At 36.3% G+C, this 25,498-nt stretch carries 22 protein-coding genes, 2 riboswitches and 1 other annotated feature; of the genes, 20 read left to right on the plus strand and 2 right to left on the minus strand.

The annotated features are described in order from the left end of the window. Positions 1 to 2: 2 nt before the first annotated feature. The 7 genes from BLR62_RS03705 to ilvA all read left to right on the plus strand — a co-directional run bounded on the left by BLR62_RS03705 (position 3) and on the right by ilvA (position 8,437). Positions 3 to 1,493, plus strand: a complete 1,491-nt coding sequence (locus tag BLR62_RS03705; RefSeq protein WP_090793336.1) for a glutamate synthase subunit beta — start codon at positions 3 to 5, stop codon at positions 1,491 to 1,493. Positions 1,494 to 1,696: 203 nt separating this feature from the next. Beyond that, positions 1,697 to 2,767, plus strand: a complete 1,071-nt coding sequence (locus BLR62_RS03710) for a branched-chain amino acid aminotransferase (protein WP_090793338.1) — start codon at positions 1,697 to 1,699, stop codon at positions 2,765 to 2,767. A 26-nt stretch (positions 2,768 to 2,793) separates the two neighbouring features. Further along, complete coding sequence (locus tag BLR62_RS03715; protein ID WP_090793342.1) at positions 2,794 to 3,318, plus strand: VanZ family protein; 525 nt, start codon at positions 2,794 to 2,796, stop codon at positions 3,316 to 3,318. Positions 3,319 to 3,380: 62 nt separating this feature from the next. Further along, positions 3,381 to 3,594, plus strand: a binding site (T-box leader). Between the two features lie 63 nt (positions 3,595 to 3,657). Next, positions 3,658 to 4,773 (plus strand): glutamate 5-kinase, encoded by a 1,116-nt coding sequence (gene proB / locus BLR62_RS03720; RefSeq protein WP_090793345.1) that lies wholly within the window; start codon positions 3,658 to 3,660, stop codon positions 4,771 to 4,773. A gap of 2 nt (positions 4,774 to 4,775) precedes the next feature. Next, positions 4,776 to 6,023, plus strand: a complete 1,248-nt coding sequence (locus BLR62_RS03725) for a glutamate-5-semialdehyde dehydrogenase (protein ID WP_090793347.1) — start codon at positions 4,776 to 4,778, stop codon at positions 6,021 to 6,023. Positions 6,024 to 6,101: 78 nt separating this feature from the next. Next, positions 6,102 to 7,028: a manganese-dependent inorganic pyrophosphatase gene (locus tag BLR62_RS03730; RefSeq protein ID WP_090793350.1), complete on the plus strand. Its 927-nt coding sequence runs from the start codon at positions 6,102 to 6,104 to the stop codon at positions 7,026 to 7,028. A gap of 149 nt (positions 7,029 to 7,177) precedes the next feature. Beyond that, on the plus strand, positions 7,178 to 8,437 hold the full coding sequence (gene ilvA, locus BLR62_RS03735; protein ID WP_090793353.1) for a threonine ammonia-lyase IlvA: 1,260 nt from the start codon (positions 7,178 to 7,180) through the stop codon (positions 8,435 to 8,437). 115 nt (positions 8,438 to 8,552) lie between these two features. Here ilvA and BLR62_RS03740 read toward each other — a convergent pair whose 3' ends face one another. Then, positions 8,553 to 9,008 (minus strand): YaiI/YqxD family protein, encoded by a 456-nt coding sequence (locus BLR62_RS03740; RefSeq protein ID WP_090793354.1) that lies wholly within the window; start codon positions 9,006 to 9,008, stop codon positions 8,553 to 8,555. A gap of 46 nt (positions 9,009 to 9,054) precedes the next feature. On the opposite strand from BLR62_RS03740, the gene BLR62_RS03745 reads away from it, so the two are divergent. From BLR62_RS03745 to BLR62_RS03790, 10 genes are all read left to right on the plus strand, one after another. Then, positions 9,055 to 9,924 (plus strand): CvfB family protein, encoded by an 870-nt coding sequence (locus BLR62_RS03745; protein WP_090793356.1) that lies wholly within the window; start codon positions 9,055 to 9,057, stop codon positions 9,922 to 9,924. 208 nt (positions 9,925 to 10,132) lie between these two features. Next, a complete protein-coding gene (locus BLR62_RS03750; protein WP_090793359.1) occupies positions 10,133 to 10,459 on the plus strand; it encodes a hypothetical protein in 327 nt (108 codons plus the stop codon). Position 10,460: 1 nt separating this feature from the next. Next, entirely contained in the window at positions 10,461 to 12,428 is a 1,968-nt protein-coding gene (locus tag BLR62_RS03755; protein ID WP_245719387.1) for a V-type ATP synthase subunit I, read from the plus strand. A gap of 2 nt (positions 12,429 to 12,430) precedes the next feature. Further along, complete coding sequence (locus BLR62_RS03760) at positions 12,431 to 12,907, plus strand: V-type ATP synthase subunit K (protein ID WP_090793363.1); 477 nt, start codon at positions 12,431 to 12,433, stop codon at positions 12,905 to 12,907. Positions 12,908 to 12,937: 30 nt separating this feature from the next. Next, positions 12,938 to 13,528, plus strand: coding sequence for a V-type ATP synthase subunit E (locus BLR62_RS03765; protein ID WP_090793366.1), 591 nt, complete (start codon positions 12,938 to 12,940; stop codon positions 13,526 to 13,528). A gap of 13 nt (positions 13,529 to 13,541) precedes the next feature. Then, complete coding sequence (locus BLR62_RS03770) at positions 13,542 to 14,549, plus strand: V-type ATPase subunit (protein ID WP_090793368.1); 1,008 nt, start codon at positions 13,542 to 13,544, stop codon at positions 14,547 to 14,549. After that, on the plus strand, positions 14,539 to 14,850 hold the full coding sequence (locus BLR62_RS03775) for a V-type ATP synthase subunit F (RefSeq protein WP_090793371.1): 312 nt from the start codon (positions 14,539 to 14,541) through the stop codon (positions 14,848 to 14,850). The genes BLR62_RS03770 and BLR62_RS03775 overlap by 11 nt, the downstream gene beginning before the upstream one ends. A 16-nt stretch (positions 14,851 to 14,866) precedes the next feature. Next, positions 14,867 to 16,651, plus strand: coding sequence for a V-type ATP synthase subunit A (locus BLR62_RS03780; RefSeq protein ID WP_090793374.1), 1,785 nt, complete (start codon positions 14,867 to 14,869; stop codon positions 16,649 to 16,651). After that, on the plus strand, positions 16,644 to 18,020 hold the full coding sequence (locus BLR62_RS03785; RefSeq protein WP_090793375.1) for a V-type ATP synthase subunit B: 1,377 nt from the start codon (positions 16,644 to 16,646) through the stop codon (positions 18,018 to 18,020). The genes BLR62_RS03780 and BLR62_RS03785 overlap by 8 nt, the downstream gene beginning before the upstream one ends. A gap of 7 nt (positions 18,021 to 18,027) precedes the next feature. After that, positions 18,028 to 18,657 (plus strand): V-type ATP synthase subunit D, encoded by a 630-nt coding sequence (locus tag BLR62_RS03790; RefSeq protein WP_090793378.1) that lies wholly within the window; start codon positions 18,028 to 18,030, stop codon positions 18,655 to 18,657. A 56-nt stretch (positions 18,658 to 18,713) separates the two neighbouring features. Here the strand turns inward: BLR62_RS03790 and dapA are convergent, their stop codons facing one another. Next, positions 18,714 to 19,604, minus strand: coding sequence for a 4-hydroxy-tetrahydrodipicolinate synthase (gene dapA, locus BLR62_RS03795; RefSeq protein ID WP_090793381.1), 891 nt, complete (start codon positions 19,602 to 19,604; stop codon positions 18,714 to 18,716). Positions 19,605 to 19,736: 132 nt separating this feature from the next. Beyond that, positions 19,737 to 19,921, minus strand: a riboswitch (Lysine riboswitch). A 177-nt stretch (positions 19,922 to 20,098) separates the two neighbouring features. On the opposite strand from dapA, the gene BLR62_RS03800 reads away from it, so the two are divergent. From BLR62_RS03800 to htpG, 3 genes are all read left to right on the plus strand, one after another. Continuing rightward, complete coding sequence (locus BLR62_RS03800; protein WP_090793383.1) at positions 20,099 to 22,855, plus strand: EAL domain-containing protein; 2,757 nt, start codon at positions 20,099 to 20,101, stop codon at positions 22,853 to 22,855. Between the two features lie 103 nt (positions 22,856 to 22,958). After that, positions 22,959 to 23,303 carry an IDEAL domain-containing protein gene (locus tag BLR62_RS03805; protein ID WP_090793386.1) on the plus strand — a complete coding sequence of 115 codons (345 nt, stop codon included), beginning with the start codon at positions 22,959 to 22,961 and terminating at the stop codon, positions 23,301 to 23,303. Between the two features lie 151 nt (positions 23,304 to 23,454). Beyond that, positions 23,455 to 25,332: a molecular chaperone HtpG gene (gene htpG, locus BLR62_RS03810; protein ID WP_090793389.1), complete on the plus strand. Its 1,878-nt coding sequence runs from the start codon at positions 23,455 to 23,457 to the stop codon at positions 25,330 to 25,332. A 53-nt stretch (positions 25,333 to 25,385) separates the two neighbouring features. Then, positions 25,386 to 25,495, plus strand: a riboswitch (TPP riboswitch). The last annotated feature ends 3 nt before the right edge of the window (positions 25,496 to 25,498 follow it).

The following is a 25,498-nucleotide window of genomic DNA, read 5'->3' on the forward strand; positions in this document are numbered from 1 at the left end:
TAATGGGGAAACCAACTGGCTTTATTGAAATTAATCGAAAAGAAGCAATAGAGAGAGAACCGTCTGAACGCATTCATGACATGAACGAATATAAAGAACGATTTTCAGATGAAGATATGAAAGAACAAGGTGCTCGTTGTATGGATTGTGCAACACCATTTTGTCATATTGGGATGGATATAGACGGGGCAACGTCAGGTTGTCCCATCCACAATTTAATCCCTGAATGGAATGACTTAGTCTATAAAGGACAATGGAAAGAAGCACTCAGACGTCTAGAACAGACGAATAACTTTCCAGAATTTACAGGTCGTGTCTGTCCAGCACCGTGCGAAGGATCGTGTACAGTAGCTATTAACGATCCAGCCGTTGCGATCAAAAATATAGAACGAGCGATTATTGACAAAGGGTTTGAAAAAGGCTGGATTAAACCCAGGGAAGTCGAATACAGAACCGGTAAAACGGTCGCAATTGTCGGTTCAGGTCCTGCCGGATTGGCAGCGGCAGATCAGTTGAATCAAGCAGGTCATACGGTTACTGTTTATGAAAGAAGTGATCGTGCAGGTGGGTTATTAATGTATGGTATTCCTAACATGAAATTAGAAAAAGATGTTGTCACTAGACGTGTTCGGCTGTTAAAAGCTGAGGGGATTTCATTCATCCTCAATACAGAAATCGGAAAAGACATTAGTGCAGATGCATTAAGAGAAAATTATGATTCTGTCATTTTATGTACAGGATCACAAAAACCAAGAGATTTACCGATTCAAGGTCGACAATCAAAAGGTATTCATTTTGCAATGGATTATTTAACTGAATCAACTGAATCGCTGCTAAATGACAATACAGAACCTGAGATTACAGCAAAAGGTAAAGATGTTATTGTCATCGGTGGTGGTGATACAGGAGCGGACTGTGTGGCAACTGCGATGAGACAAGGAGCAAAAAGTGTTAATCAGTTTGCGATTAATCCGCAACTTCCATTAAAACGCACTGAAGATAATCTATGGCCAGCTTTTCCTAAAGTGTATAGTTTAGAATATGCACACAAAGAGGCTAAAGAAGTGTTTGGAGAAGATATTAGACAACACGCTATTCAGACAAAAGCATTTATAACTGATGGGCAGGATGGTGTTCAGGCATTATATACGGTAGACATGGAAAAACAAAAAAATGATAAAGGTCTATTCGTGTATGATGAGAAAAAAGGAACTGAAGAAGTGTGGCCAGCGCAACTGGTTATTATCGCGATCGGTTTTGAAGGAACTGAATCACCACTATTAGATCAATTCGGGATATCCTCAACGAAAGGTCGAATAGATGCTGAGTATGGTGACTTCTCAACCAATATTGAAGGGGTGTTTGCAGCAGGCGATGCAAGACGTGGTCAAAGTTTAATTGTATGGGCAATTAATGAAGGCCGAGAAGTCGCTTGTTCAGTTGATGAGTATTTACAAGGTGTAACCAGCTTACCAACTGTTCAAACTGTTTAAAGATATACTAAAAAGAGGCGAACCCTAAATTAGTGGTTCGCCTCTTATCACTTTGTGAACATTTAAGGAACTAAATACTCGAAAAAGATCAATAATTCGTGTGAATTTTCTAAAAATACTTGTCAACAGTTGAGGTTACATAATAGAATAAGTATACATTTAGATATTAATCGCTGTTGATGGCAGGAATTAGGGGGAGACGTATGGCACAAAAAGATTTTACAATCACAAAAGTTATGACGAAAAAACCAAAGCCCGATGATCAAGAATTAGAGTTCGGGAAACATTTTACAGACCACATGTTTGTAATGGATTATCATATTGACAAAGGGTGGTATGACGGTCGTATTATACCTTACCAACCGATTACTTTAGATCCTGCATCAATGATTTTTCACTATGGACAAACTGTTTTTGAAGGATTGAAAGCTTATTCCACGTCAAAAGGGGATGTTCAATTATTCAGACCAGATGAAAATATACATCGTTTGAACCGCTCCAATGAGCGTATGTGTATTCCGACGATCGATTTTGACTTAGCTATGGAGGCGATTAAGCAGCTAGTTTCTGTTGATAAAGATTGGGTACCTAAAGCGAAAGGGACCTCACTCTATATCCGCCCATATATTATTGCGACCGAACCTTACTTAGGTGTTGCACCATCAAAACAGTATAAATTTATCATCATATTATCACCTGTAGGCGCTTATTATAAAGAAGGAATCAATCCTGTTAAAATTGCGGTTGAAAATGAATACATCCGTGCAGTTGAAGGTGGAACAGGGGAAGCTAAAACAGCAGGAAATTATGCAGGTAGCTTAATCGCGCAAGAAAAAGTGGCAGATGATGGCTATGCACAAGTTTTATGGCTAGATGGTCATGAAAAACGTTACATTGAAGAAGTAGGAAGTATGAATGTCTTTTTCAAAATTAATGGAGAAGTGATTACACCTGCTTTAAACGGAAGCATTCTACCAGGTGTAACGAGAAAATCTGTAATTGATCTGTTGAAATCATGGGATATTCCTGTCACAGAACGTCGTATATCATTGGACGAAATAAAAGAAGCGCATCAAAAAGGGCAGTTAGAAGAAGCTTTCGGTTCAGGTACAGCTGCTGTTATTTCGCCGATCGGTGAATTGGCATTTAATCAAGTTCATATGGTGATTAATGATATGAAAACAGGTGATGTGTCTAAGCGTTTGTATGATACAATGACACAGATTCAATACGGAGATATTGAAGATCCATTTGATTGGACAATTCGTGTTTAGCCTATTAAATATATGGAGCTAATTTAATGAAAAATGAAGCATTTTTAAGGTTTATAATCATGATCTACCCGGTTCTTTTTGTTTTGCGTTTAGTTTTATTATTAAAGAGTCGGACAAAGGTAAAATGGCAAAGAGAAATTATAATACAGGTGTTTCTCATCTATATATCAAGTGTTATTTATTTAACAATGGAGCCATTTTATTTTCAATGGCCCATCATCGGGCCTAGACCATTCCAATTTGATACGGACTTATTTTTCCAGCTTCGTCATATGGCAAGAGGTTCACTAGATTTACAGATTCTATACTCACTAGGAAATGTATTATTGTTTATTCCATTTGGATTGTTAGTACCTGCTTTATTTAAACAAATGAATCATTTCTTGAAAATCATTTCCATAGGATTTTTATTTTCACTGACCATTGAATTAAGTCAAGCGCTATTTACGTTAACGCGTTCAGGAACGGTAGATGATTTATTTTTTAATACATCAGGGGCACTCCTTGGTTATATTTTATATAAATGGATCAAATATACCTCAGTTGATTAGTTAATTCTTTTTAGACTTGACAATTAAATCTGCCTTTTAGATAATGGAAACAAATTAAAGATATTAGGATTATGATAAGGACAAGTAGATAATTGCAAGTGTTAAAAGAGAGGTGCACAGTAGCTGAGATGTGTACTAATACCACTCATTATTGAACCTACCTTTGAATCTGTTTATAAACCGCTCAATGACCAAGAGCGATATCAAATATTAAGCGGATAAGCATAGCTTATCAACGTATGGTGGTACCGCGGAAATCTACTTTTCGTCCATTACAAAAATTGTAAGGATGGAAAGTGGATTTTTTTAGTTAAAGAAGATAAGAAAAGAGGATGGCACATGAAACATAAACGCGTCGTTGTTAAAATAGGGAGCAGTTCACTTACACAAAAAGATGGAACATTGGCACGAGATAAGCTTTCCTATTTTAGTGAAGCGATCGTTCATTTAATGAATGCAGGTATAGAAGTTATTTTAATATCTTCTGGTGCAGTGTCTGCGGGCTTTAGAGATTTAGGTTATTCTTCAAGGCCAGTAACAGTAGCGGGCAAACAAGCAGCGGCATCAGTTGGTCAAGGGCTATTGATTGAGGCGTATAACCATCAGTTTAAACAACATGGATATGTCTCATCTCAGCTGCTTCTAACGAGAGATGTCTTCTCGAATGAAGTTCAATTTTCAAATGTTTATCAAACACTAAATGAATTGATTAAACGAAAAGTGATTCCAATTATTAACGAGAATGATTCTGTTGCGATTGATGAGTTAACATTTGGTGATAATGATATGCTATCTGCTCTTGTAAGTGGTCTTATTAATGCGGATGCCCTTCTTTTATTAACAGATATTAATGGGATTTACGATAAGAATCCTAATGATGATTCGACAGCGAAAAGATATGACCACCTTGATTATATTTCGAATCAACTAATTGAAGAGACATCACAAAATTCAACATCGAAAGTTGGAACGGGAGGGATGAAATCTAAATTAATTGCCGCACAAATGGCAACAACCCTTGGAGTAAACTGTTTTATTGGAACAGCAAACACCCAAAATCCTCTGATCGATATTTTGCATGAGAAAGGGGACGGCACTTACATCGGTCAACCTGAGAACGTACATGTCCGAAAACATAAACAATGGATCGCATTCCATTCAAACACAAAGGGACGTATATTAGTTGATGATGGAGCTAAACAGGCTCTGTTATCAGAAGGTAAAAGTTTATTGGCTGCTGGGATATTAGCCGTTGAAGATGAATTCGAAGCGGATGATGTAATTGAAATCTACCATAACCGACAATTGATCGCTAAAGGGCAAGTTAATTATTCATCGGAGCAATTGAAAAAAGTAAGAGGGTTAAATAGTCAAGACGTTATGTCACTAACCGATTCAACAAGGCAAGAAGTGATTCATCGTAATAAATTAATATTAACCATACAGGAGGATTAATTATGTATACTTTAGATGAAATCGGTAAAAAAGCAAAACAGGTTACAACGACGCTCGCAAAGGCTTCAACTGAGGATAAAAATGAAGCCCTCCGCCTTATTGCAAAAGAATTAATTGAAAATCAAGAACAGATTTTAGAGGAAAATGCGAAGGATCTTAAATCAGCAGAAGAAAAAGGTATTTCTACATCTGTTATTGATCGGATTCGTTTAACCGAAGAACGCATCAAAGGCATGAGTGATGCTTTAGTTCAATTGACTGAATTAGATGATCCGATTGGTCGTGTACTAGAACAGTGGCAAAGACCTAATCAGTTGGAAATTAGAAAAACTGCTGTTCCAATTGGTGTGATTGGTATCATTTATGAAGCAAGACCCAATGTGACAGTGGATGCGGCTAGTCTTTGCTTAAAAACGGGGAATGCTGTTGTATTAAGAGGGAGCTCGTCTGCTATTCATTCCAACATAGCCATAGTATCCGTTATTCAAAAGGCTTTAAAACAATCATCACTACCGGTTGATAGTGTTCAGTTGATAGAAGACACAGATCGAAAAACGGCGGAACGTATGTTTAGATTAAATACGTACTTGGACGTACTAATTCCTCGAGGTAGTAAAAAATTAATTGATACGGTTGTCAGCCAATCATCGGTTCCCGTTCTTGAAACAGGTGCTGGGAATTGTCATATGTATATCGATCACGATGCAGATCCAGATATGGCTGTTCAATTAGTGATCAATGCTAAAACACAACGCCCTTCAGTATGTAACGCGATCGAAACAGTGCTTATAGAAAAACAATGGTTCAAAACACATGGAAAACAACTAATTGAAGCATTAAAGGCTCACGACGTTAAGATGCATGGTGATCATGCTGTTATCACCTTAGACGATTCGATTATAGAAGCAGATGAAACGGATTGGGAGACAGAATACTTAGATTTAGAAATTGCCATTAAAACTGTAGAATCTGTTGATGATGCGATTGACCATATTAATCATTATGGAACGAGTCATTCAGAAGCGATTATATCCCAAACAGAAGATCATACCGTTAGATTTATGAATGAAATCGATGCTGCATGTGTGTATCACAATGCATCAACACGGTTTACTGACGGGTTTGAATTTGGATTTGGTGCAGAAATTGGTATTAGTACGCAAAAACTACATGCTAGAGGACCAATGGGGTTAGAAGCTTTAACCTCTACAAAATATCAATTGTATGGAAATGGTCAGTACAAAGCATAATTTACACGTGAAATTCACTTCGATTTACGTTAAACTAATCGTTAGCGTTGTCTATATTTAGTTAAAAGGAGAATGAATATGAGTAAACAATTAATTTTTGGTCACAAAAACCCTGATACGGATACGATCGCATCAGCGATTACTTACGATTATTTAAAAAAGCAATTAGGTTATGACACAGAAGCAGTCGCTTTAGGTGAGGTGAATGGAGAGACACAATTTGCTCTTGATTCGTTCAATGTCAAAACGCCAAGAGTTATTGAAACTGCATCTAATGAAGTTAAGGATGTTATTTTAGTTGATCACAATGAGAAGCAACAAAGCGTTTCAGATCTTGATCAATTAACAATTAAAGAGGTCATTGACCATCACCGCATTGCGAATTTTGAAACAGCACAACCTCTTTATTACCGAGCTGAGCCTGTTGGTTGTACCGCAACGATATTAAATAAATTGTTTAAAGAACACAATGTTACGATTCCAAAAGAAATTGCAGGTTTAATGGTTTCAGCGATTGTATCAGATTCTTTACTATTTAAATCACCAACATGTACACAAGAAGATATTGATGCAGCAAAAGAACTTGCAAGTATTGCAGAAGTTGATGTAGAAGTATATGGATTAGAGATGTTAAAAGCAGGGGCTTATCTGAGTGATCAATCCATTGATGATTTATTAACACTGGATGCTAAAACGTTTGAATTAGGCAATAGCCAAGTCGAAATTGCACAAGTTAATACGGTCGATCCTAATGAATTATTAGAACAAGCAACGGACATTAAAGCGGAAATGACGAACAAGATCAATGATAAAAATTTAGATCTATTTGTATTCGTTGTAACGGACATTTTAGCGAATGATTCAATTGTGATCACGCTAGGCAGTCAAAAAGATGCTGTAGAGAAAGCATTTAATGTGACACTAGTTGATGACACCGCTACTCTAAAAGGCGTTGTATCTCGTAAGAAACAAATTGTACCACCGCTAACGGATGCTCTATCTTAATTTAATTATGATCAAAACCATTAATGATGTATTAATACATCATTAATGGTTTTTTCAGTTATCATTTGAATTTTTCTGATAAATTTGCGAATTTCGAAATCTGTGATAGGATATTACTATTAATAATGACGGAAAGAGGCTTGGTCAACATGGCAAATGATCAAAAAAAGATTGATATAAAAGATATCATAATTGCTCATCAAAATATAAAAGATATCGTTAGTAAAACACCGCTACATAAAGACACGATCCTCTCAGAGAAATATCAGGCAAATGTCTATTTAAAGCGTGAAGACCTGCAAGATGTTCGCTCGTTTAAAATTAGAGGTGCATACAATTTCATGCAGAGCTTATCTAAGGAAGAATTAAAAAATGGTGTCGTATGCGCAAGTGCTGGTAATCATGCACAAGGTGTGGCGTACTCTTGTCGTGCGCTTAAAGTCAAAGGAAAGATATTCATGCCTACCACAACACCAAAGCAAAAAGTTAACCGTGTTGCATTTTTTGGTGGTGACTATGTAGATGTTGTATTAACAGGGGATACATTCGATGATGCATCTGATGAGTCTAAAGCGTATTGTCAAGAGCATGATATGGCATTTATCCATCCGTTTGATGATTATCGTACCGTTGTTGGACAAGGAACGATTGGCCTTGAAATATTAGAAACAATGGATGAACCAATCTCTCATATCTTTATGACAATTGGCGGGGGCGGTTTGATTTCCGGTGTCGGATCTTATGTCAAAAGTATAAGTCCAAAGACAAAAATTATTGGTGTTGAACCAGCTGGAGCCGCTTCGATGCAAGCTTCATTTGAATCAAAACAATTAACGAAGCTTGATTACGTTGATAAATTTGTAGACGGTGCCAGTGTTAAACAAGTCGGTACATTAACATATGAAGTTGGAAAGCAAGTAATCGATGGCTTTGCTACGATTCCTGAGGGTAAGATTTGTACAACCATGTTAAATTTATATAATGATAATGCGATTGTGGCAGAACCAGCCGGGGCTATGCCGATTTCTGCACTTGATGATTACAAAGAAGAAATTAAAGGAAAAAATGTTGTGGTCGTTGTCAGTGGTGGGAATAATGATATTGATCGTATGCAAGATATTAAAGAGCGTTCATTAATTTATGAAGGTTATAAACACTATTTTATTGTGAGCTTCCCTCAACGTGCAGGAGCTTTAAGAGAGTTTTTAACATCTGTATTAGGAGAAAAAGACGATATTACGCGATTTGAGTATACGAAAAAGAACAATCGTGATCGTGGTCCTGTATTAGTAGGAATTGAATTAAATGAAAAAGATGGTTATTTACCATTGATTGAGCGCATGGAGAGCCACGGGTTTTCTTATATAGAAATTAATAAAGATCAAGACCTATTCCAACTACTGATTTAAGTTTGCCTGGAGTACGTCGTATATAACCTATCTTAAATATGGTATACTATATAAGAATAGAGACTGTTCAATCATATCTATGACTGAATAGTCTCTTTCTAATTGCATAAGATATTCATCGTTCACTTAGTTCAGATTCAATGACATTTTCTAAAGTCAAAATGAACGCTTGTCGCTCGGTTTCAGTGAACCGACTAGGCCCTTTTGTTTTGCCGCCTTGTTTTCGAATTTGACTATTAAGATAGCGCGATTCAAGTAAATGATTGATTGACTCTGCTTTGTAAATAGAACCACGAGGATGGATGACCTGGCACCCTTTAGGTAAAACAAGTGACGCCAATCCATAATCTTGGGTAATTAAAATGTCACCAGGTTGAATGAGTTGAATGATTTTATAATCAGCGGCTTCATTGTGTGAATCGACATAAATTTCCTCAACAAGCGGTGAATTGAAACGATCAGAATAATGCGCATAACTTTTAATTAATCGTACGTGGAGCTTGAAAGTGTTGGCTATATCAATGATGTCTTGTGTAACAGGAGATGCGTCTGCATCTACATAAATTATCATAAAATCACCTCGTAATTGTTATATAACAGAAAAGGAGTGGACGTTTTTGAGCGAATTAAAAACAGGCGACATAGTTGAGCTGACAGTTGCTCGCGTGATTGACACGGGCTACGTGCTAACGGATGGTGAAACCGAAGTATTATTGCATCAGCATGAAGCAACTGAAGAACGAACTGAAAATGATGTGATAAAAGTTTTCTTATATCATAGTAAAAAGGAAGAATTGATTGCGACAACGATTATACCACGAATTACATTTGATTGCTTTGACTGGGCTGAAGTGAAAAATGTGAAACCACCATTAGGTGTCTTTGTTGACATTGGAACAAGTCAAGATATCTTAGTATCTTCAGATGATCTTCCTTTACTAAATAATGTTTGGCCAATAGAAGGCGACCAACTGTATGTTGCCTTAAAGCATGATAAAAAAGGTCGATTATTAGCAGACCCAGTAACAGAAGCTGACTTTGAAGGGAATTGGGACATAGCACCCGAATCACTATTCAATGAAGACCTCAATGGCCGTGTATTTAGAACCGGTAAAGAAGGCAGTGTCCTCATAACAGAAGAAGGGTATCGAGGTTTTATTCATCATACGGAACGAAAACGTGAACCAAGACTAGGTGAGTGGATTAATGGCCGAGTCATTAAAGTTAAAGAAGATGGATCTCTTAATATGTCTTTATTACCAAGAAAACTTGAAGCGCAAGGTGTGGATGCTGAAATGATTTTAAATTATTTACAACAAAATGATGGAACGATGCCATTTGATAGCAAATCTGATCCAGAATCGATCCGAGAAACATTCGATTTATCAAAAGCAGCATTTAAACGAGCACTTGGCAAATTGTATAAAGAACGTTTAATTGATTTCAAAGAGGGTATTACCTTCTTGGTGGAAAATGATGTTGAATGATTTAAATTTGTTTAATTTTCAGCCAATTTTCGACTAAAAATAAAAAATTTTTTAACGAGTTTCTTCCTATTAATTAATCCCTTGTTTTGTATATGCTCTACAGTTAAAAAGATTTGAACAGTGGAAATGTAATAGATATAATGGGATTAATTGAGGCTTTGTTAGATCTTTAGATTAGGCTTGTTAGACGATAGGGGGTGCACAAGATATGAGTTCAAATACAATTGAAGAAGTTAAACAAATCGAACAACAAGCAGAAGAGCTTGAGCAAGATTACAAAGAAAAAAAGAAACAAATGGAACAAGACACTCAAGATAAAATTGCAGACATGCAGAAAAAAGTCGAGCAAGAAATTGAGTCGTTTAAAGAAAAAGAAACGGCAACTAAAGACAAGAGGCTCCAAGAGTTAAAAGCTGAGATTGAAAATGAAAAAGAAGCTGAGATCAACCAATTAAAAGAGGCATTCTCGAATAAACGAGAAGAATTGGTCGATGCGGTGATTGAGGAGGTTATGAGGAAGTATGGCAATAGCTGAAATGAAGAAACTGACACTCATATCTTTCCATGAAAAGAAAGACCAGCTGTTGCAATCGATTCAAGCTTTGCAACGGTTCGAGGTTGTCGATCTACCTTCATCAGATCTTGGTGAATTAGATATTTCACCGCATGAAATCGACAACTTAGAAGACTTGATTAAGAAGTATGAAACGCAAATCGATCACACACAACGAGCTTTAGCATTTTTGCAACCGCATCTTCCTAAGGAATCACTTATTAAGAAGTTGCAAGAAGCGAAACAAGAGCTATCACTCGAAGAATTAGAGGATGAAATTCAAAAATTCTCACCACGTGATTTAGTTTCTTTCTTTCTTGATAAAGAACATGAGTTAGAAAAAATTCAAGAAGAACAAAAACGTCTTTATGATGAAGAAGCTTTTCTCTTTAACTGGAAAAAGCTCGACTTCTTTCCAGCTGATTTATTGAAAATGGAAAAAGTCACAGGGCGTGTCGGGACAGTTCCACAACATGTTCAAAATGAATACATTAATAACTTAAAAAATAATGAGATGCTTTATGTTGAAGAAATTTATCAAAATAAAGATGAACACGGCGTTTCGTTATTCTTTGACCGAAGAGACGAAGAAATGGTTAAACAAATACTTAACGAAAGTCACTTTGATCATTTGACTGAAACATTTAAGTCTAAACCGAGTGATGAATTGAAAGCTGTTCAAGATAGAATTGCTGAATTAAAGCAACAGAAAAAAACGATCTATCAAGAATTAAATCATATGAAAGACCAAGAATGGCAACTGATGTTAACAGAAGAGTATTATGAAGCGAAATTACAACGTGAACGTAGTAAACTCTTCCTTGTAGACGAAAAGCATTTGTTTGTGATGGAAGGTTGGCTTGAAACGGAGAAAGTACCTGAAATTAAGGATGCGCTCAAGTCAATAATAGATGAAGATTCATATGCTTTAACCGTGGAAGATGTTTTAGAAGATGATTACGACAAGGTTCCTGTTGTTCTGAATAACAACGACTATGTCGCCCCTTTTGAAACAATTACATCTATGTACAATTTACCTAAGTATAATGAAATTGATCCAACCCCCTTCCTTGCACCATTTTATCTTGTTTTCTTTGGTATGATGGCTGCGGATCTTGGTTATGGATTGCTACTATTTGTTGCAACACTCGTGTCACTTAAAATGTTCAATTTTGATCCGAAGATGCAAAAGAATATGAAGTTCTTCCACTTACTGAGTTATCCCACGATGATTTGGGGAATTCTGTATGGAACCTTCTTCGGTGCCGAACTACCGTTTGTTTTGTTATCAACAACAGATGATGTCATAACGATCTTGATTCTGTCCGTTGTATTTGGAATTGTGCAAATTTTCTTCGGCCTCGGCTTAAAAGCGCATTTACAATTAAAATATCAAAACAAAGCTGGTGCTGTTAGTGATGGGTTCGGTTGGATTGGTATCTTTACTGGTTTAGTTATCTTATTATTAGGTAACCTAATCTTAGACAGTGAATTAATGGCCAATATCGGTGCCATTATTGCCGTTTCAAGTGCTGTTATTATCATCATTGCTTCAACAATGGGTGCAGATAATAAAGCGTTGGGCTTCGGTTTAGGCTTTTATAATTTGTATAATATCACAGGGTATATTGGTGATATCGTCAGTTACACAAGATTAATGGCACTTGGTGTATCAAGTGCAAGTATTGCATTAGCATTTAATATGATTATTGGATTTATTCCAACATGGGGCCGTTTTACGGTCGGTATTCTATTATTTATAGCATTACATGCAATTAATATTGGGTTAACGATGTTAAGTGCTTATGTGCACGGCGCACGTTTAATCTTTGTTGAGTTTTTCGGTAAATTTTATGAAGGTGGCGGTAAAGCACTAGCACCTCTTAAGGCATCAGAAAAACACATTCAATTAAAAAACAAACAGAACATTAAAAGAGATGGAGGAATTTGATTATGGAAAGCTGGTTACAATTTTTTATGGAAAACAACGGTGGGTTTATCTTCGCAGCATTAGGTATTGGTATTGCTGTGGTGTTCGCAGGTATCGGTTCTGCTAAAGGTGTTGGTATGACAGGTGAGTCAGCAGCAGCGTTAATTAAGGAGCAACCAGAAAAGTTTGGTAAATCCCTTATTCTACAATTACTACCAGGTACACAAGGTTTATATGGTTTCGTTATTGGGTTCTTAATTTACTTAAACATGAGTCCGGAAATGGCTCTAGATGAAGGAATTTACATGTTAATGGCATCACTTCCAATCGCATTTACGGGTTTAACAGCTGGTATGGCACAAGGTCGAGTATCAACAGCAGCTGTTCAAATTTTAGCGAAGAGAGAAGAGCAAAACTCTAAAGGTATCATTTATTCTGCGATGGTTGAGACGTATGCAATCTTAGGGTTCGTTATTTCCTTCTTACTTGTTTTAGCATAAAAATTAAAAATTAGTGAGAGGATGGGGACTATGAGAGATTTACAAGCTTTGTCCACACAGATATTGGCTAAAACCAAAGAAGAAGGACAAAGACAGTTAGATGAATATAGTAAAGTTGCTAATGAGAAAATCGAAGAAGAACGTCAAAAGCTTGCAGAATTTAAAGAAAATAAAGAAGCAGCGATTGGACGTCAATTGAACAACGATTACGAGCGTGAGGCGCAAACGATGAGAAATCAGCGCCGAAACGCTGTCCTTTCTGAAAAACAAACGCTATTAAGTTCTGTGTTTAATGAGGCATCGAAGCGTATGGAAAACTGGGACTCCTCTCAATTTAACAAGTTTTTAGAAGGTGTTCTTAGTCAATTGGATGATAATGAGTCATGGTCGCTTGTTCCTGGTGAAAAGTCATATGAACAATTTAAAGATGAGACAACTCAGAAAATCTTGAAGTCTTATCCTTTTGTGATTGTCTCTGATGACGTTGTTAAGCAAAAAGCGGGCTTCATCATAGAACATGGTGGAATTGACTATAACTTCTGCTTTGATTCTTTAGTTGATGAGCTTAAAAGAGAATTTTCTCCACAACTCGCAACCTTAGCATTTAAAAGCAATGAATAAGGGGGGAGAATGAATGCAAGATACTCAATATAAAGGCGTCAATACGCAGCTTCGGATCTATGAAACCAAACTACTAACACGCGAAGATTTTGAAAAAATGCTCCGAGCGGAAGATTTGGCTGAAGCGCTAGACGTATTAAAGAGTACAGATTATCCTGTCGATGTCACAGAAGCAATAGAGCATAAGAACTTTGATAAATTCTTACTGAGTCATTTAAAAGATATGTATAATGAATTATATCAAGTGACACCTGATTCTGAGGTTATTCAAATCCATACACTTCGTTATTCTTATCACAACTTGAAAGTGTTATTAAAACAGCGTTTTACAGGTATGGATTTAGAGCACCTTTTAATCCCAATTGGTAAATATCCAGTGACGACGTTACGTAACTTAGTCAATACTGAGCAATCAGAAAAGTTGAACCCTATTATGGTTGAAGGGGTAACAGAAGCGATTGCTGATTATGAAACGTACAAACGGGTAGAGGCAGCAGATGTTTTCATGGATACGTATTATTATAAACACATGCGTACGATTACTGATCGTTTAAATGATCCAACCATTACAAAAATGGCAGATGCTATTATTGATCTTGATAATTTATCAACAGTTGTGAGAAGTATTAATCAAAAGAAATCACGGTCATTTTTACACACCGTTTTGTCAAGTTCAGGTTCGATTTCTAAGCATGCTATTATAGAAGCGGCTCAAGAAGGATCTATTGCTGTCTTAAATCAATTGTACATGGAAAAACCATACGCTAAGAAATTAGAGGATATTATGGTTAGTTCAAAAAATGACATTGATCCAATGGTTCTGGATAAAGTGATTGATGAAATCGTTCATGATTTGATGGACGAAGCGAAACTTCAAGCATTTGGTCCAATGCCAGTTATGGCTTACATGTTTGCATTGGAAAAAGAAATTACAAATATTCGATTGATTTTAGTAGGTAAAGATAACAAAATTGATAATGCCATTATTAGAGAAAGGATGCGTCCAATTTATGAGTCATAAAATTGCAGTTGTCGGTGACAAAGATTCGGTGCTTCCTTTTAAGATACTTGGATTCGATGTCTTTGCTTCATCAACACCAGAAAATGCGCGAGAAACCATTGATTCATTAGCAAATGACCGCTATGGTGTCATTTATTTAACTGAAGCAATGGCTAAAGAAATACCAGATACAATTAAACGTTATGATGCAGAAGTTCATCCAGCTATTATCCTTATACCAAACCATAAGGGCTCCCTTAATATTGGTATGGATCGTGTACAGGATAATGTCGAAAAAGCGGTTGGACAAAACATCTTATAATTAGGAGGGGACTTATTTGAAAAAAGGAAAGATAATCAAAGTTTCCGGTCCATTAGTTATGGCAGAGTCAATGGAACATGCAAATATCCAAGACCTTTGCTATGTCGGGGACATGAGATTAGTTGGCGAAATCATTGAAATGCGTAAAGATGTCGCTTCTATCCAGGTTTACGAGGAAACTTCAGGAATCGGTACAGGTGAACCTGTTGAAACAACTGGAGAAGCTTTATCCGTCGAATTAGGACCTGGTATCGTCTCACAAATGTTTGATGGTATTCAACGTCCACTCGATACATTTAAAAACAAAACAGATAGTAACTTTTTAGTTAGAGGGGTGAATATTTCACCATTAGATCGTGAACAAATTTGGCAATTTGAAGCAACAAAATCTGTTGGCGATCACGTTGTACCCGGTGATATTGTCGGTACCGTACAAGAATCAAAAGTTATTGAACACCGTATTATGGTACCAAAAGGAATAGAAGGTACGATTACTAAAATTGCAAGTGGCGAGTATACACTAGAAGATGTTGTTTATGCTGTTGAAACTGAAGACGGCGTGAAAGAACAAAAGATGATTCAAAGATGGCCTGTTCGACAAGGACGTCCTTTCAAACAAAAATTAAACCCTAACGTTCCGATGTTAACAGGACAACGTGTTATTGATACGTTCTTCCCTATTACAAAAGGTGGGGTAGCAGCTGTTCCCGGACCGTTCGGTGCCGGTAAAACAGTTGTTCAACACCAGATTGCAAAATTCAGTGATGTTGATTTAGTTGTTTATGTTGGTTGTGGTGAGCGCGGAAATGAAATGACAGACGTATTAAACGAATTTCCAGAACTCGTTGACCCAAACACAGGCGAATCATTAATGGAACGTACAATCTTAATCGCGAATACATCTAATATGCCAGTTGCGGCTCGTGAAGCATCAATTTATACAGGTATAACGATTGCTGAGTATTTCCGTGATATGGGATACAATGTTGCGATTATGGCAGATTCAACGTCTCGTTGGGCAGAAGCACTTCGTGAGATGTCGGGTCGACTTGAAGAAATGCCGGGCGATGAAGGTTACCCCGCATACTTAGGTAGTCGTATTGCAGAATATTATGAGCGTGCCGGTCGTATTAAAACAATTGGTTCAGAAGAACGTCAAGGAAGTATCACAGCAATTGGTGCGGTATCACCTCCAGGCGGGGATACATCTGAGCCTGTTACGCAAAATACATTACGTGTTGTTAAAGTGTTCTGGGCACTTGATTCGTCTCTTGCTCAAAAACGACACTTCCCATCATTAAACTGGTTAACATCTTATTCACTATACTTAGATGATGTCGGTAAGTATATGAACGATACGATGGAAGTTGATTGGTCTAATATGGTTCAACACTCAATGAACATTTTACAAAAAGAGTCTGAACTACAAGAGATTGTTCAACTTGTTGGCCTTGAATCATTATCTGAAAAAGATCGTATGACAATGGTCATTGCTCAATTACTCCGTGAAGATTACTTGCAACAAAACGCATTTGATGATGTCGACACGTTCACATCACGTAGAAAACAATTCCTTATGTTAGATTTAATTTTGACATTTGAAACGGAAGCTAGAGAAGCAATGCGTTTAGGTGCATATTATAATGAAATTCTTGATGGTACAGAAGAACTCAGAGATAAGATTGCACGTACGAAAGCAATTTCTGAAGATAACGTTGAACAAATTAACGACATTAAGCAAGAAGTGAAAGATAAAATGCACCAAATCGTTGCTGAAGGAGGTATGACGCAAAATGCTTAAAGAATACAAGACAGTTAGCGAAGTCGTTGGACCTCTTATGGTGGTAGAACAAGTCGAAGGTGTAAAGTATGATGAGTTAGTCGAAGTTCAAATGCAAAATGGTGAAATTCGACATGGTCAAGTACTTGAAATTGATGGCGATAGAGCAATGGTTCAGATCTTTGAAGGTCCAAGTGGCATCAATATTAAAGACACAAAAGTTCGCTTCAGAGGTAAACCGCTCTCTATTGATGTCAGTGAAGATATGGTGGGACGTGTCTTTAGTGGTATGGGTGAGCCAATTGATGATGGACCTGAAATCATTCCAGAAGACAATCTTGATATTAACGGCCAAGCGATTAACCCAATTGCCCGTGACTATCCAGATGAATTTATTCAAACCGGTATTTCAGCTATAGATCACTTAAACACACTTGTTCGTGGTCAGAAACTTCCTGTTTTCTCTGGTTCTGGCCTTCCACACAAAGAATTAGCTGCACAAATTGCTCGTCAAGCTAGTGTACTTAATAGTGATGAAAAGTTTGCTGTTGTTTTCGCGGCGATGGGGGTTACATTTGATGAAGCAGAATTCTTCATGGAAGACTTCCGTAAAACAGGTGCGATTGACCGTTCCGTTATGTTTGTTAACTTAGCAGACGACCCAGCTATTGAACGTATTGCGACACCGAAAATGGCGCTTTCAACAGCAGAATATTTAGCTTTTGAAAAAGATATGCACGTCCTTGTTATCATGACAGATATGACGTATTACTGTGAAGCTTTACGTGAAATCTCTGCTGCAAGACGTGAAGTTCCAGGTCGTCGTGGTTATCCTGGTTACCTATATACGAACCTTTCCTCATTATATGAGCGTGCGGGTCGTTTAGTAGGTAAAAAAGGTTCGGTAACACAAATTCCGATTCTTTCAATGCCAGAAGATGATATTACCCACCCAATTCCAGATTTAACGGGATATATCACGGAAGGGCAAATTATTTTATCACGTGACTTAAATAATCAAGGGGTCAAGCCGCCGATCAACGTTTTACCTTCACTTTCAAGACTGAAAGATAAAGGGACTGGTGAAGGAAAAACACGTAAAGATCACGGTCCAACAATGAACCAGTTATTCGCAGCTTATGCTAAAGGTAAAGAAGCAAAAGAATTAGCTGTTGTATTGGGTGAATCTGCGCTCTCAAAAATTGATAAACTCTATGTAAACTTCACAGAACGCTTTGAAGAGGAATATATCAATCAAGGCTTTAATGAAAATCGCTCAATAGAGGACACGTTAGAGTTAGGTTGGAAACTTCTTTCAATCTTACCTCAAACTGAGTTGAAACGTATTAAGAGCGACTTGATTGAAGAGTTTATGCCGGAAGGAGAGTGATCGGGTTATGGCTAGATTAAATGTCAAGCCAACACGAATGGAGTTAGCTAATCTGAAGAGCCGATTATCTATCTCGACTCGAGGTCATAAACTTTTAAAAGATAAACAAGATGAGCTTATGCGTCAGTTTATCATTTTAATTCGTAAAAATAATGAATTGCGTAAAGAAGTTGAAGAAGAATTAACAGAGGCTATGAAAGCTTTTGTTGTCGCAAAATCACTTCTAAACGAATCTTTTATTGAAGAACTTTTTGCAGTGCCAGATAAATCTGTTACGTTAGATATTCAAGAAAAGAATATTATGAGTGTTATGGTACCTGAAATGAATTTTTCTGTTAATGAAGATGACAAAGATGCCGAATTACAATATGGTTTATTAAATTCAAATAGTGAATTAGATGATTCAATTGAACGTATCAATAAGATTCTACCTAAGCTATTGGAGTTATCGGAGATTGAAAAATCATGTCAGTTAATGGCAGATGAGATTGAGAAAACACGTCGTCGTGTCAATGCACTTGAGCATTTAAAGATTCCACAGTTAAAAGAAACGATTCATTATATAGAAATGAAATTAGAAGAAGATGAGCGTGCAAGTATCACGCGTATCATGAAAGTGAAAGACATGGGTCAATAATCACAAAAGCCACTTGTAGACATCTACAAGTGGCTTTTATAATCTTATTTGATATATTAACTGATTTTACGATTTTCTAAATAGACATCGACTGCTTCTTTTACAATATTAAATTCAACATCATTAAGAGGTACCAAAGGAAGTCGCACTGAACCTACTGTATAGCCTAAAAGATTAAGCGCTTGTTTTACCGGAACGGGATTAGGTGCAATAAACAATGCCTTCATTAATGATGAGAGTTCTCGTTCTGTTTTTATTGCATCTCGAGCATGTCCGTTCACATAATCATCGATTAGTTGATGCATCGCTTCACCAGCGATATGACTTGTGACAGACACAACACCATAGCCTCCAACAGATAAAATCGGAAGCGTCATAGGATCATCGCCACTATACACTTTAAAATCATCTTTTGTACGTTCATTTATTGTACTGACGGCTTCTAAATCCCCTGTAGCATCCTTAATAGATGTAATATTTTCAATCTGAGATAACCGAATAATCGTATCAACGTCTAGTCGAACAACAGAGCGTCCTGGGATATTATAAAGCATAACCGGTAAATGGGTCGAGGCAGCAATGGCCTTAAAATGTTGATACATACCTTCTTGATTCGGTTTGTTGTAATAAGGTGTGACAACCATCACCCCATCGACTCCGATTGCAGTGCTTTCTTTTGTTAACTGAATCGATTCTAGAGTGTTATTCGATCCAGTCCCAGCAATAACAGGAATACGCCCATTGACGTATTCAACAACAAATTGAATAAATTTAGACTTCTCTTCGGACGTTAAGGTTGGTGATTCACCAGTTGTTCCATTGACAACAAGTGTTTCTGTTTTGTGGGCAATTAAATGATCAATCAAGTGCTTCGTTTGTTGGTAGTCAACTTCACCATGTTGATCAAATGGTGTCACCATTGCTGTTAGTAATCTTCCAAAATCCATAAAAATACACCTCTTATTCGTTATTGTAAATTCACGAACGAGAGGCTACCCTAGCTAGAATCATAAAAATACATAAAAAATGAGCATACGAAAGGGATCGCATGCTGCATCAAATGAATGTGTCCTTATGATGCGTGAGATAGCCCTCCATATAGAATAAACCTATATGACAGTACAGCATTTTTTAAATACTATACCAGCCAATTAAAGAGTAAGCTTTAATTAGCTTCGGCGAATAACCCTTTCAATGATGGTTATAGGTGCTTATCTCACCTACCACTCAATTACTTATTTTATCCGCGACCTCTATACCCACTTCAATTCTCTAAATTGAAGTTCTTGTGAATGTGTCTTTACTATACCAAATAATAAAAGATATGACAATTGTTTTCTAACTCGAATTTTGTCGAATAGGATTGTACTTCTTTGTTGATTTACGATAGAATAAGGTATTGATAGATGATTGAATAAACATAAAAGAGAGCGTGGACTGAATGAAAATACCAGAAACCATTCATAAATGGAATATCTATCATTTCTTAAAATTACTTCTTATTAATTTAATGATTGTTGGTTCATTGTTTTTTATTTTAACCTATAGTTCATCAAACATTATATCAACATACACTGAACAGGATTATCGTTTTATGATGGAACGGGCCGGGGAACGTATTGATGATCAATTTAATCATATATTTAATGATTTGAGACGCTTAGGTAGTCAAGTTCGATTCGATGAACGTCTAGTAAGTGATGATCATAACGAACGTTTTGATGCGCTTCATCAATTATTGATATACTCTAATGTTGTTGATGGTGGATTTATATATACTGAAGAAGAAACAATTGATTCTCCCATTTTTCAAAACAACATTCGCTTAGAAACAATCAGTGATGATATAGAAAGAGTAAACTCGAGTCGCTTGTCTAAATCTGAAACGATTTCAAGTAATCATCTAATTGAGTATATAATACCTTTACATGATGATGATTCTCAAGTTCATTTATTTATTGATTTAGAACGAAATGATACGTTCGCTTCGTTTTTCTCCACCTTGGAGTTTACCGATAATCACTTTATTACACTAATTGATGAAGTGGGACGTGTCTTATATGAAAATAATCAATTAACGATTGATCATCCTGAAGACTATTTGGATCAGATTTCTGATTCAATTGACCTCAACTTAACGGAGCAAACCTTCCATGAAATTGAACAAGACGATGAAGATGCGTTTTATGTCATACATCAGCAAATGAGACAAACAGATTGGCAACTTGTTTTAATGATGCCAAAAGAAGTACCATCCGATGTTCTTTCAGAATTAAATCGTGCTTTAATACCGATTTTTTCACTCTTAGCTTTATTACTTCTTATTTTTGTGACGTACTCAAGTTATCGTAACGCTAAACCGTTTAATAAACTTTTAACGGCAATCACACGTATTAGTGAAGGGGACTATACCCATCGTATTGAGGTGGATCAACATCCGAATAAACTCTCTCAAGTGAATAATCGATTTAATATAATGGTTCAAGAGTTAGAGGAATATAAACAAGATGTGGTTCATAAGACTGAACAACTCAATCAGCAAAAGAATTTCTTAGATCGAATTATTAACAACAGCCCCAATATTATATATACTATGGATCAAAATGGCGTGTACACGATGGTGAACAAACCATTTGCTGCACTATACAATTTAACACCGGATGAGTTATTAGGGAAAACCGAGATGGATGTTAGCCATGATAAGAGACGAGCTTATTACTTTAGTAAGCTTAACCGATCGATTATGCAATCAGGAGAGGAAGTTGAATCTGAGGAGAAATTCGTTCGACCTAATGGGGAAGTTCTATGGTTCCATGTATCTAAACAACCGATCAAGGGACAGGCTAATCATTCTACTCAGTTATTATGTGTCGCAACAGATATTACTGAGATTAAACAACAAGCCGATTATATACACTATCAAGCCCATCATGATGAATTGACAAGTCTACCAAATCGAAAACAGTTTAAAGAAACGATTAGGGAACTTATTGATAGTTCAGACCAAAATAATCATTATTTCGCTTTAATGTTTTTAGATTTGGATCGCTTCAAATATGTAAATGATACATTTGGGCACGACGCCGGTGATGCATTACTCATTGAGGCTGCTGAACGACTTAGAAAGGTAGTTGGTGATGCGCATTATGCCTTTCGCTTCGGTGGAGATGAATTTACGATTCTTATGACGAATACGACAGATCGTCAAGAAGTATCTGAAAAGGCTAAAGAGGTCTTACAAATTTTAACTGAACCTTACTATTTTGAGGAACATAAATTTATTGTGACAGCAAGTATTGGAATCAGCTTGTATCCAAAAGATTCTCAATCTGTTAATGATCTCACCAAGTACGCTGATATGGCTATGTATCAAGCAAAACAACAAGGGAAAAACACATTTAGATTTTATACACATGATCTACAAACAGAAATAGCTAATGAAGAGCGTCTTGAAATGGACTTATATCAAGCAAAAGAACGAAATGAACTATTCGTTGAGTATCAACCGATCCATAGAATGACAGATCATAAAGTAATAGGCATTGAATCGTTCTTAAGGTGGCAGCACAATAAACTTGGTTTGATATCACCTGCTGAGTTTATTCCAATTGCGAATAAGACCGGTCTTATCCATCAATTTGGCCTTGATGCATTTCAGGAGACGATCCAAACGATTAAAGATATGAATGCTAAACGAACAGAACCAATCTATGCGCATGTTAACTTTTCTGAAACTCAACTATTATCTGACTTTCTAGTGGATCATTTATCACATATTTTAAATATACATGCGTTTGATCCTCATCTAGTAATGATTGAGATTTCTGAGTTAACATTGAACCGTAATCATAGAAAGTTAAAGCGTATACTACAAGACATAAAATCTTTAGGATGTCATATTGCAATAGATGACTTTGGTAGTTCCTATGCTTCCCTTAATATGATTAAACGATTGCCAATCGATCAAATAAAAATGAACGCAAGCTTTATTGATCTTGTGCTGGAAGATGAAGAAGATGATGATGGAATGCTTGAAAAAGTATTCAAAATGGCTAACAAATTAAATGTTAAAATCGTTGTCGATGGTATAGAAACAGAGGAACAATATCAATTCATTCAGGAAAAAGATTGTTATAGTCTTCAAGGCTATTTATTTAGTCAAACAATGACAAAAGAAGATCTTGAGCAGAGTTATTGACACCAGCCACATTTAAGACTAAAATAACTGTTAACTATTTTAATTGACGATTCTAATTATTCTGTCAATTTAATAAATAACACATTTTAGGTGGTGTCAAAGCATGAATTCAAATTCTACAATGTTCAATGTCGGTCAGTGGGTTGAGTTAGAATCACGCAAAGGTGAAAAGATTCAAGGGTTTGTTGAAAAAATGCTAAATGAACAGACCATCGTGCAGATTAGAGTCGTCTCAAGTGATAATGAATGGCTGTTAGAACAATCCATTCAAGTAAGTTCAGATAAGGTGAATCAATCAACTATTTTTAAGCAATATACAAAGGCAGAACTTGATCAATTAATTGACTTAGCTTTATTAACGAATGATAAAGAATGGTTTGATGCTTTAACGTTAAAATCGAATCAATTGGAAAATCAGGATCAACAATTGAGTCAAACATCAACATAAATAACAAAAAACACTAAATGGGTAAAAGAGGCTCATTTAGTGTTTTTGTTTTGTTAGCTTACGTTTGACAATTCAAATATTCTATGATAAAAAATAATTGTTAGCACTCGATCAATGTAAGTGCTAATAGTACATTAAAGGTGGGGATAATATGGCAAAACAACAATTCGAAGCTGAATCGAAACGACTACTCGATTTAATGATCAATTCAATTTATTCAAAAAGAGAAGTATTTTTACGTGAATTGATATCAAACGCAAGTGATGCAATTGATAAGATGTATTACTATGCATTAACAGATGATCAAATCACATTTGATCCAAATGATTACTACATACGTGTTGATGTGGATCAGGACAATAGACAACTGACGGTCAAAGATACCGGTATTGGGATGACAAAAGATGAATTAGAGAATAATTTAGGTGTTATTGCCAAGAGTGGTTCACTCGCATTTAAACATGAAAATGAAATTAAAGATGGACACGATATTATCGGTCAATTCGGTGTTGGGTTTTATGCTGCGTTTATGGTCGCTGATCAAGTGAGCGTTACATCTAAATCTGTTCATTCAGATACTGCTTATCTCTGGCACTCAGAAGGTGCAGATGGTTATACTATTGAACCAACAACAAAAGATTCGATTGGAACAACGATTACCTTAACGTTAAAAGAAGGATCAGAAGATGAGGATTACGATCAATTTTTAGATCCAAACCAACTTCAAACGATTATTAAAAAATATTCTGATTTCATTCGCTATCCGATTAAGATGGAATTAACTGAGCAAAAATTAAAAGATGATAGTGAAGAGGAATACGAAACAGTTGTTGAGGATAAAACAATCAATAGCATGGTTCCGATTTGGAAAAAGAACAAATCAGAATTAACAGATGATGATTATAAGCAATTTTATCATGAAAAGCATTATGGATTTGATGAGCCCCTTGAGCACATTCATGTAAGTGTCGATGGTAATATCCGTTATCAAGCGATTCTCTATATTCCAGAGAAAGCGCCATTTAACTATTACTCACAAGAATATGAAAAAGGGTTAGAGCTCTATTCAAACGGTGTTCTCATTATGAACAAAGCGCCTGAATTACTACCTGATTACTTCAGCTTTGTAAAAGGGTTGGTTGACTCAGAAGATTTATCTCTTAATATTTCTCGTGAAATGTTACAACATGATCGTCAATTGAAACTAATTGAGAAAAACTTAGTGAAGAAAATCAAACAAGAACTTCTCAAAATGCTGCGCAATGACAGGGAGAAGTATGAAACGTTCTATGATTCATTCGGACGTCAACTGAAGTATGGTGTGTATAGTGACTTTGGTCAAAATAAAGAAACTTTGCAAGATCTATTACTCTTCTATTCATCAACCGAAGAGAAACTCGTGACACTAGACGAATATGTTGAGAGAATGAAAGACGACCAAACGTATATCTACTATGCTACAGGTGAGAATCATACACGTATTGATCGATTACCTCAAACTGAGATGGTTAAAGATAAAGGTTACGAAATTCTGTACTTCACAGATGAAGTCGATGAATTTGCGATCAAGATGCTGGCTGAATATGAAGGAAAAGCATTCAAGTCTGTATCAAGTGGTGACTTAGGGTTCGAAGATGAAGAGGATACAAAAGTTGATGATTTACCGGAGACAGATCAAGCGGTGTTTAACAAGATGAAAGAAATCTTGGGTGACAAAGTTAAAGACGTTAAGCCATCTAAACGTTTGAAGTCGCACCCTGTATGTTTAACAAATCAAGGTGATATCTCAATTGAGATGGAAAAAGTACTAAGCATGATGCCAGATAACCAAGGGATTGAAGCGGATAAAGTACTTGAAGTAAACACCGATCATGATATTTTCCAATCATTAAAAGAAGCCGTTAATGATGGAAATGACAATGTAGAAGCGTACACAAATATTTTATATAACCAAGCATTACTAATTGAAGGGCTATCGATTGAAGATCCGATTAGCTATACAAATGATGTTTGGAAAGTATTAAAGTAAAACTTGACAGATAGTTGTAGTCTGTTAATCTATAGTTAATCAAATAATTCTGACAAATCCACTAGGGGGGTCACTTTTAAGTGACTGAGATTAAGGTGAGACCTTAAAACTCTTAGAACCTGATCTAGTTTAAACTAGCGTAGGGAAGTGGCGAATAGAATCCTTA

The sequence above is a fragment of the Pelagirhabdus alkalitolerans genome, assembly GCF_900096905.1.
In the GTDB taxonomy this organism is placed as follows: Bacteria; Bacillota; Bacilli; order Bacillales; family Amphibacillaceae; genus Pelagirhabdus; species Pelagirhabdus alkalitolerans.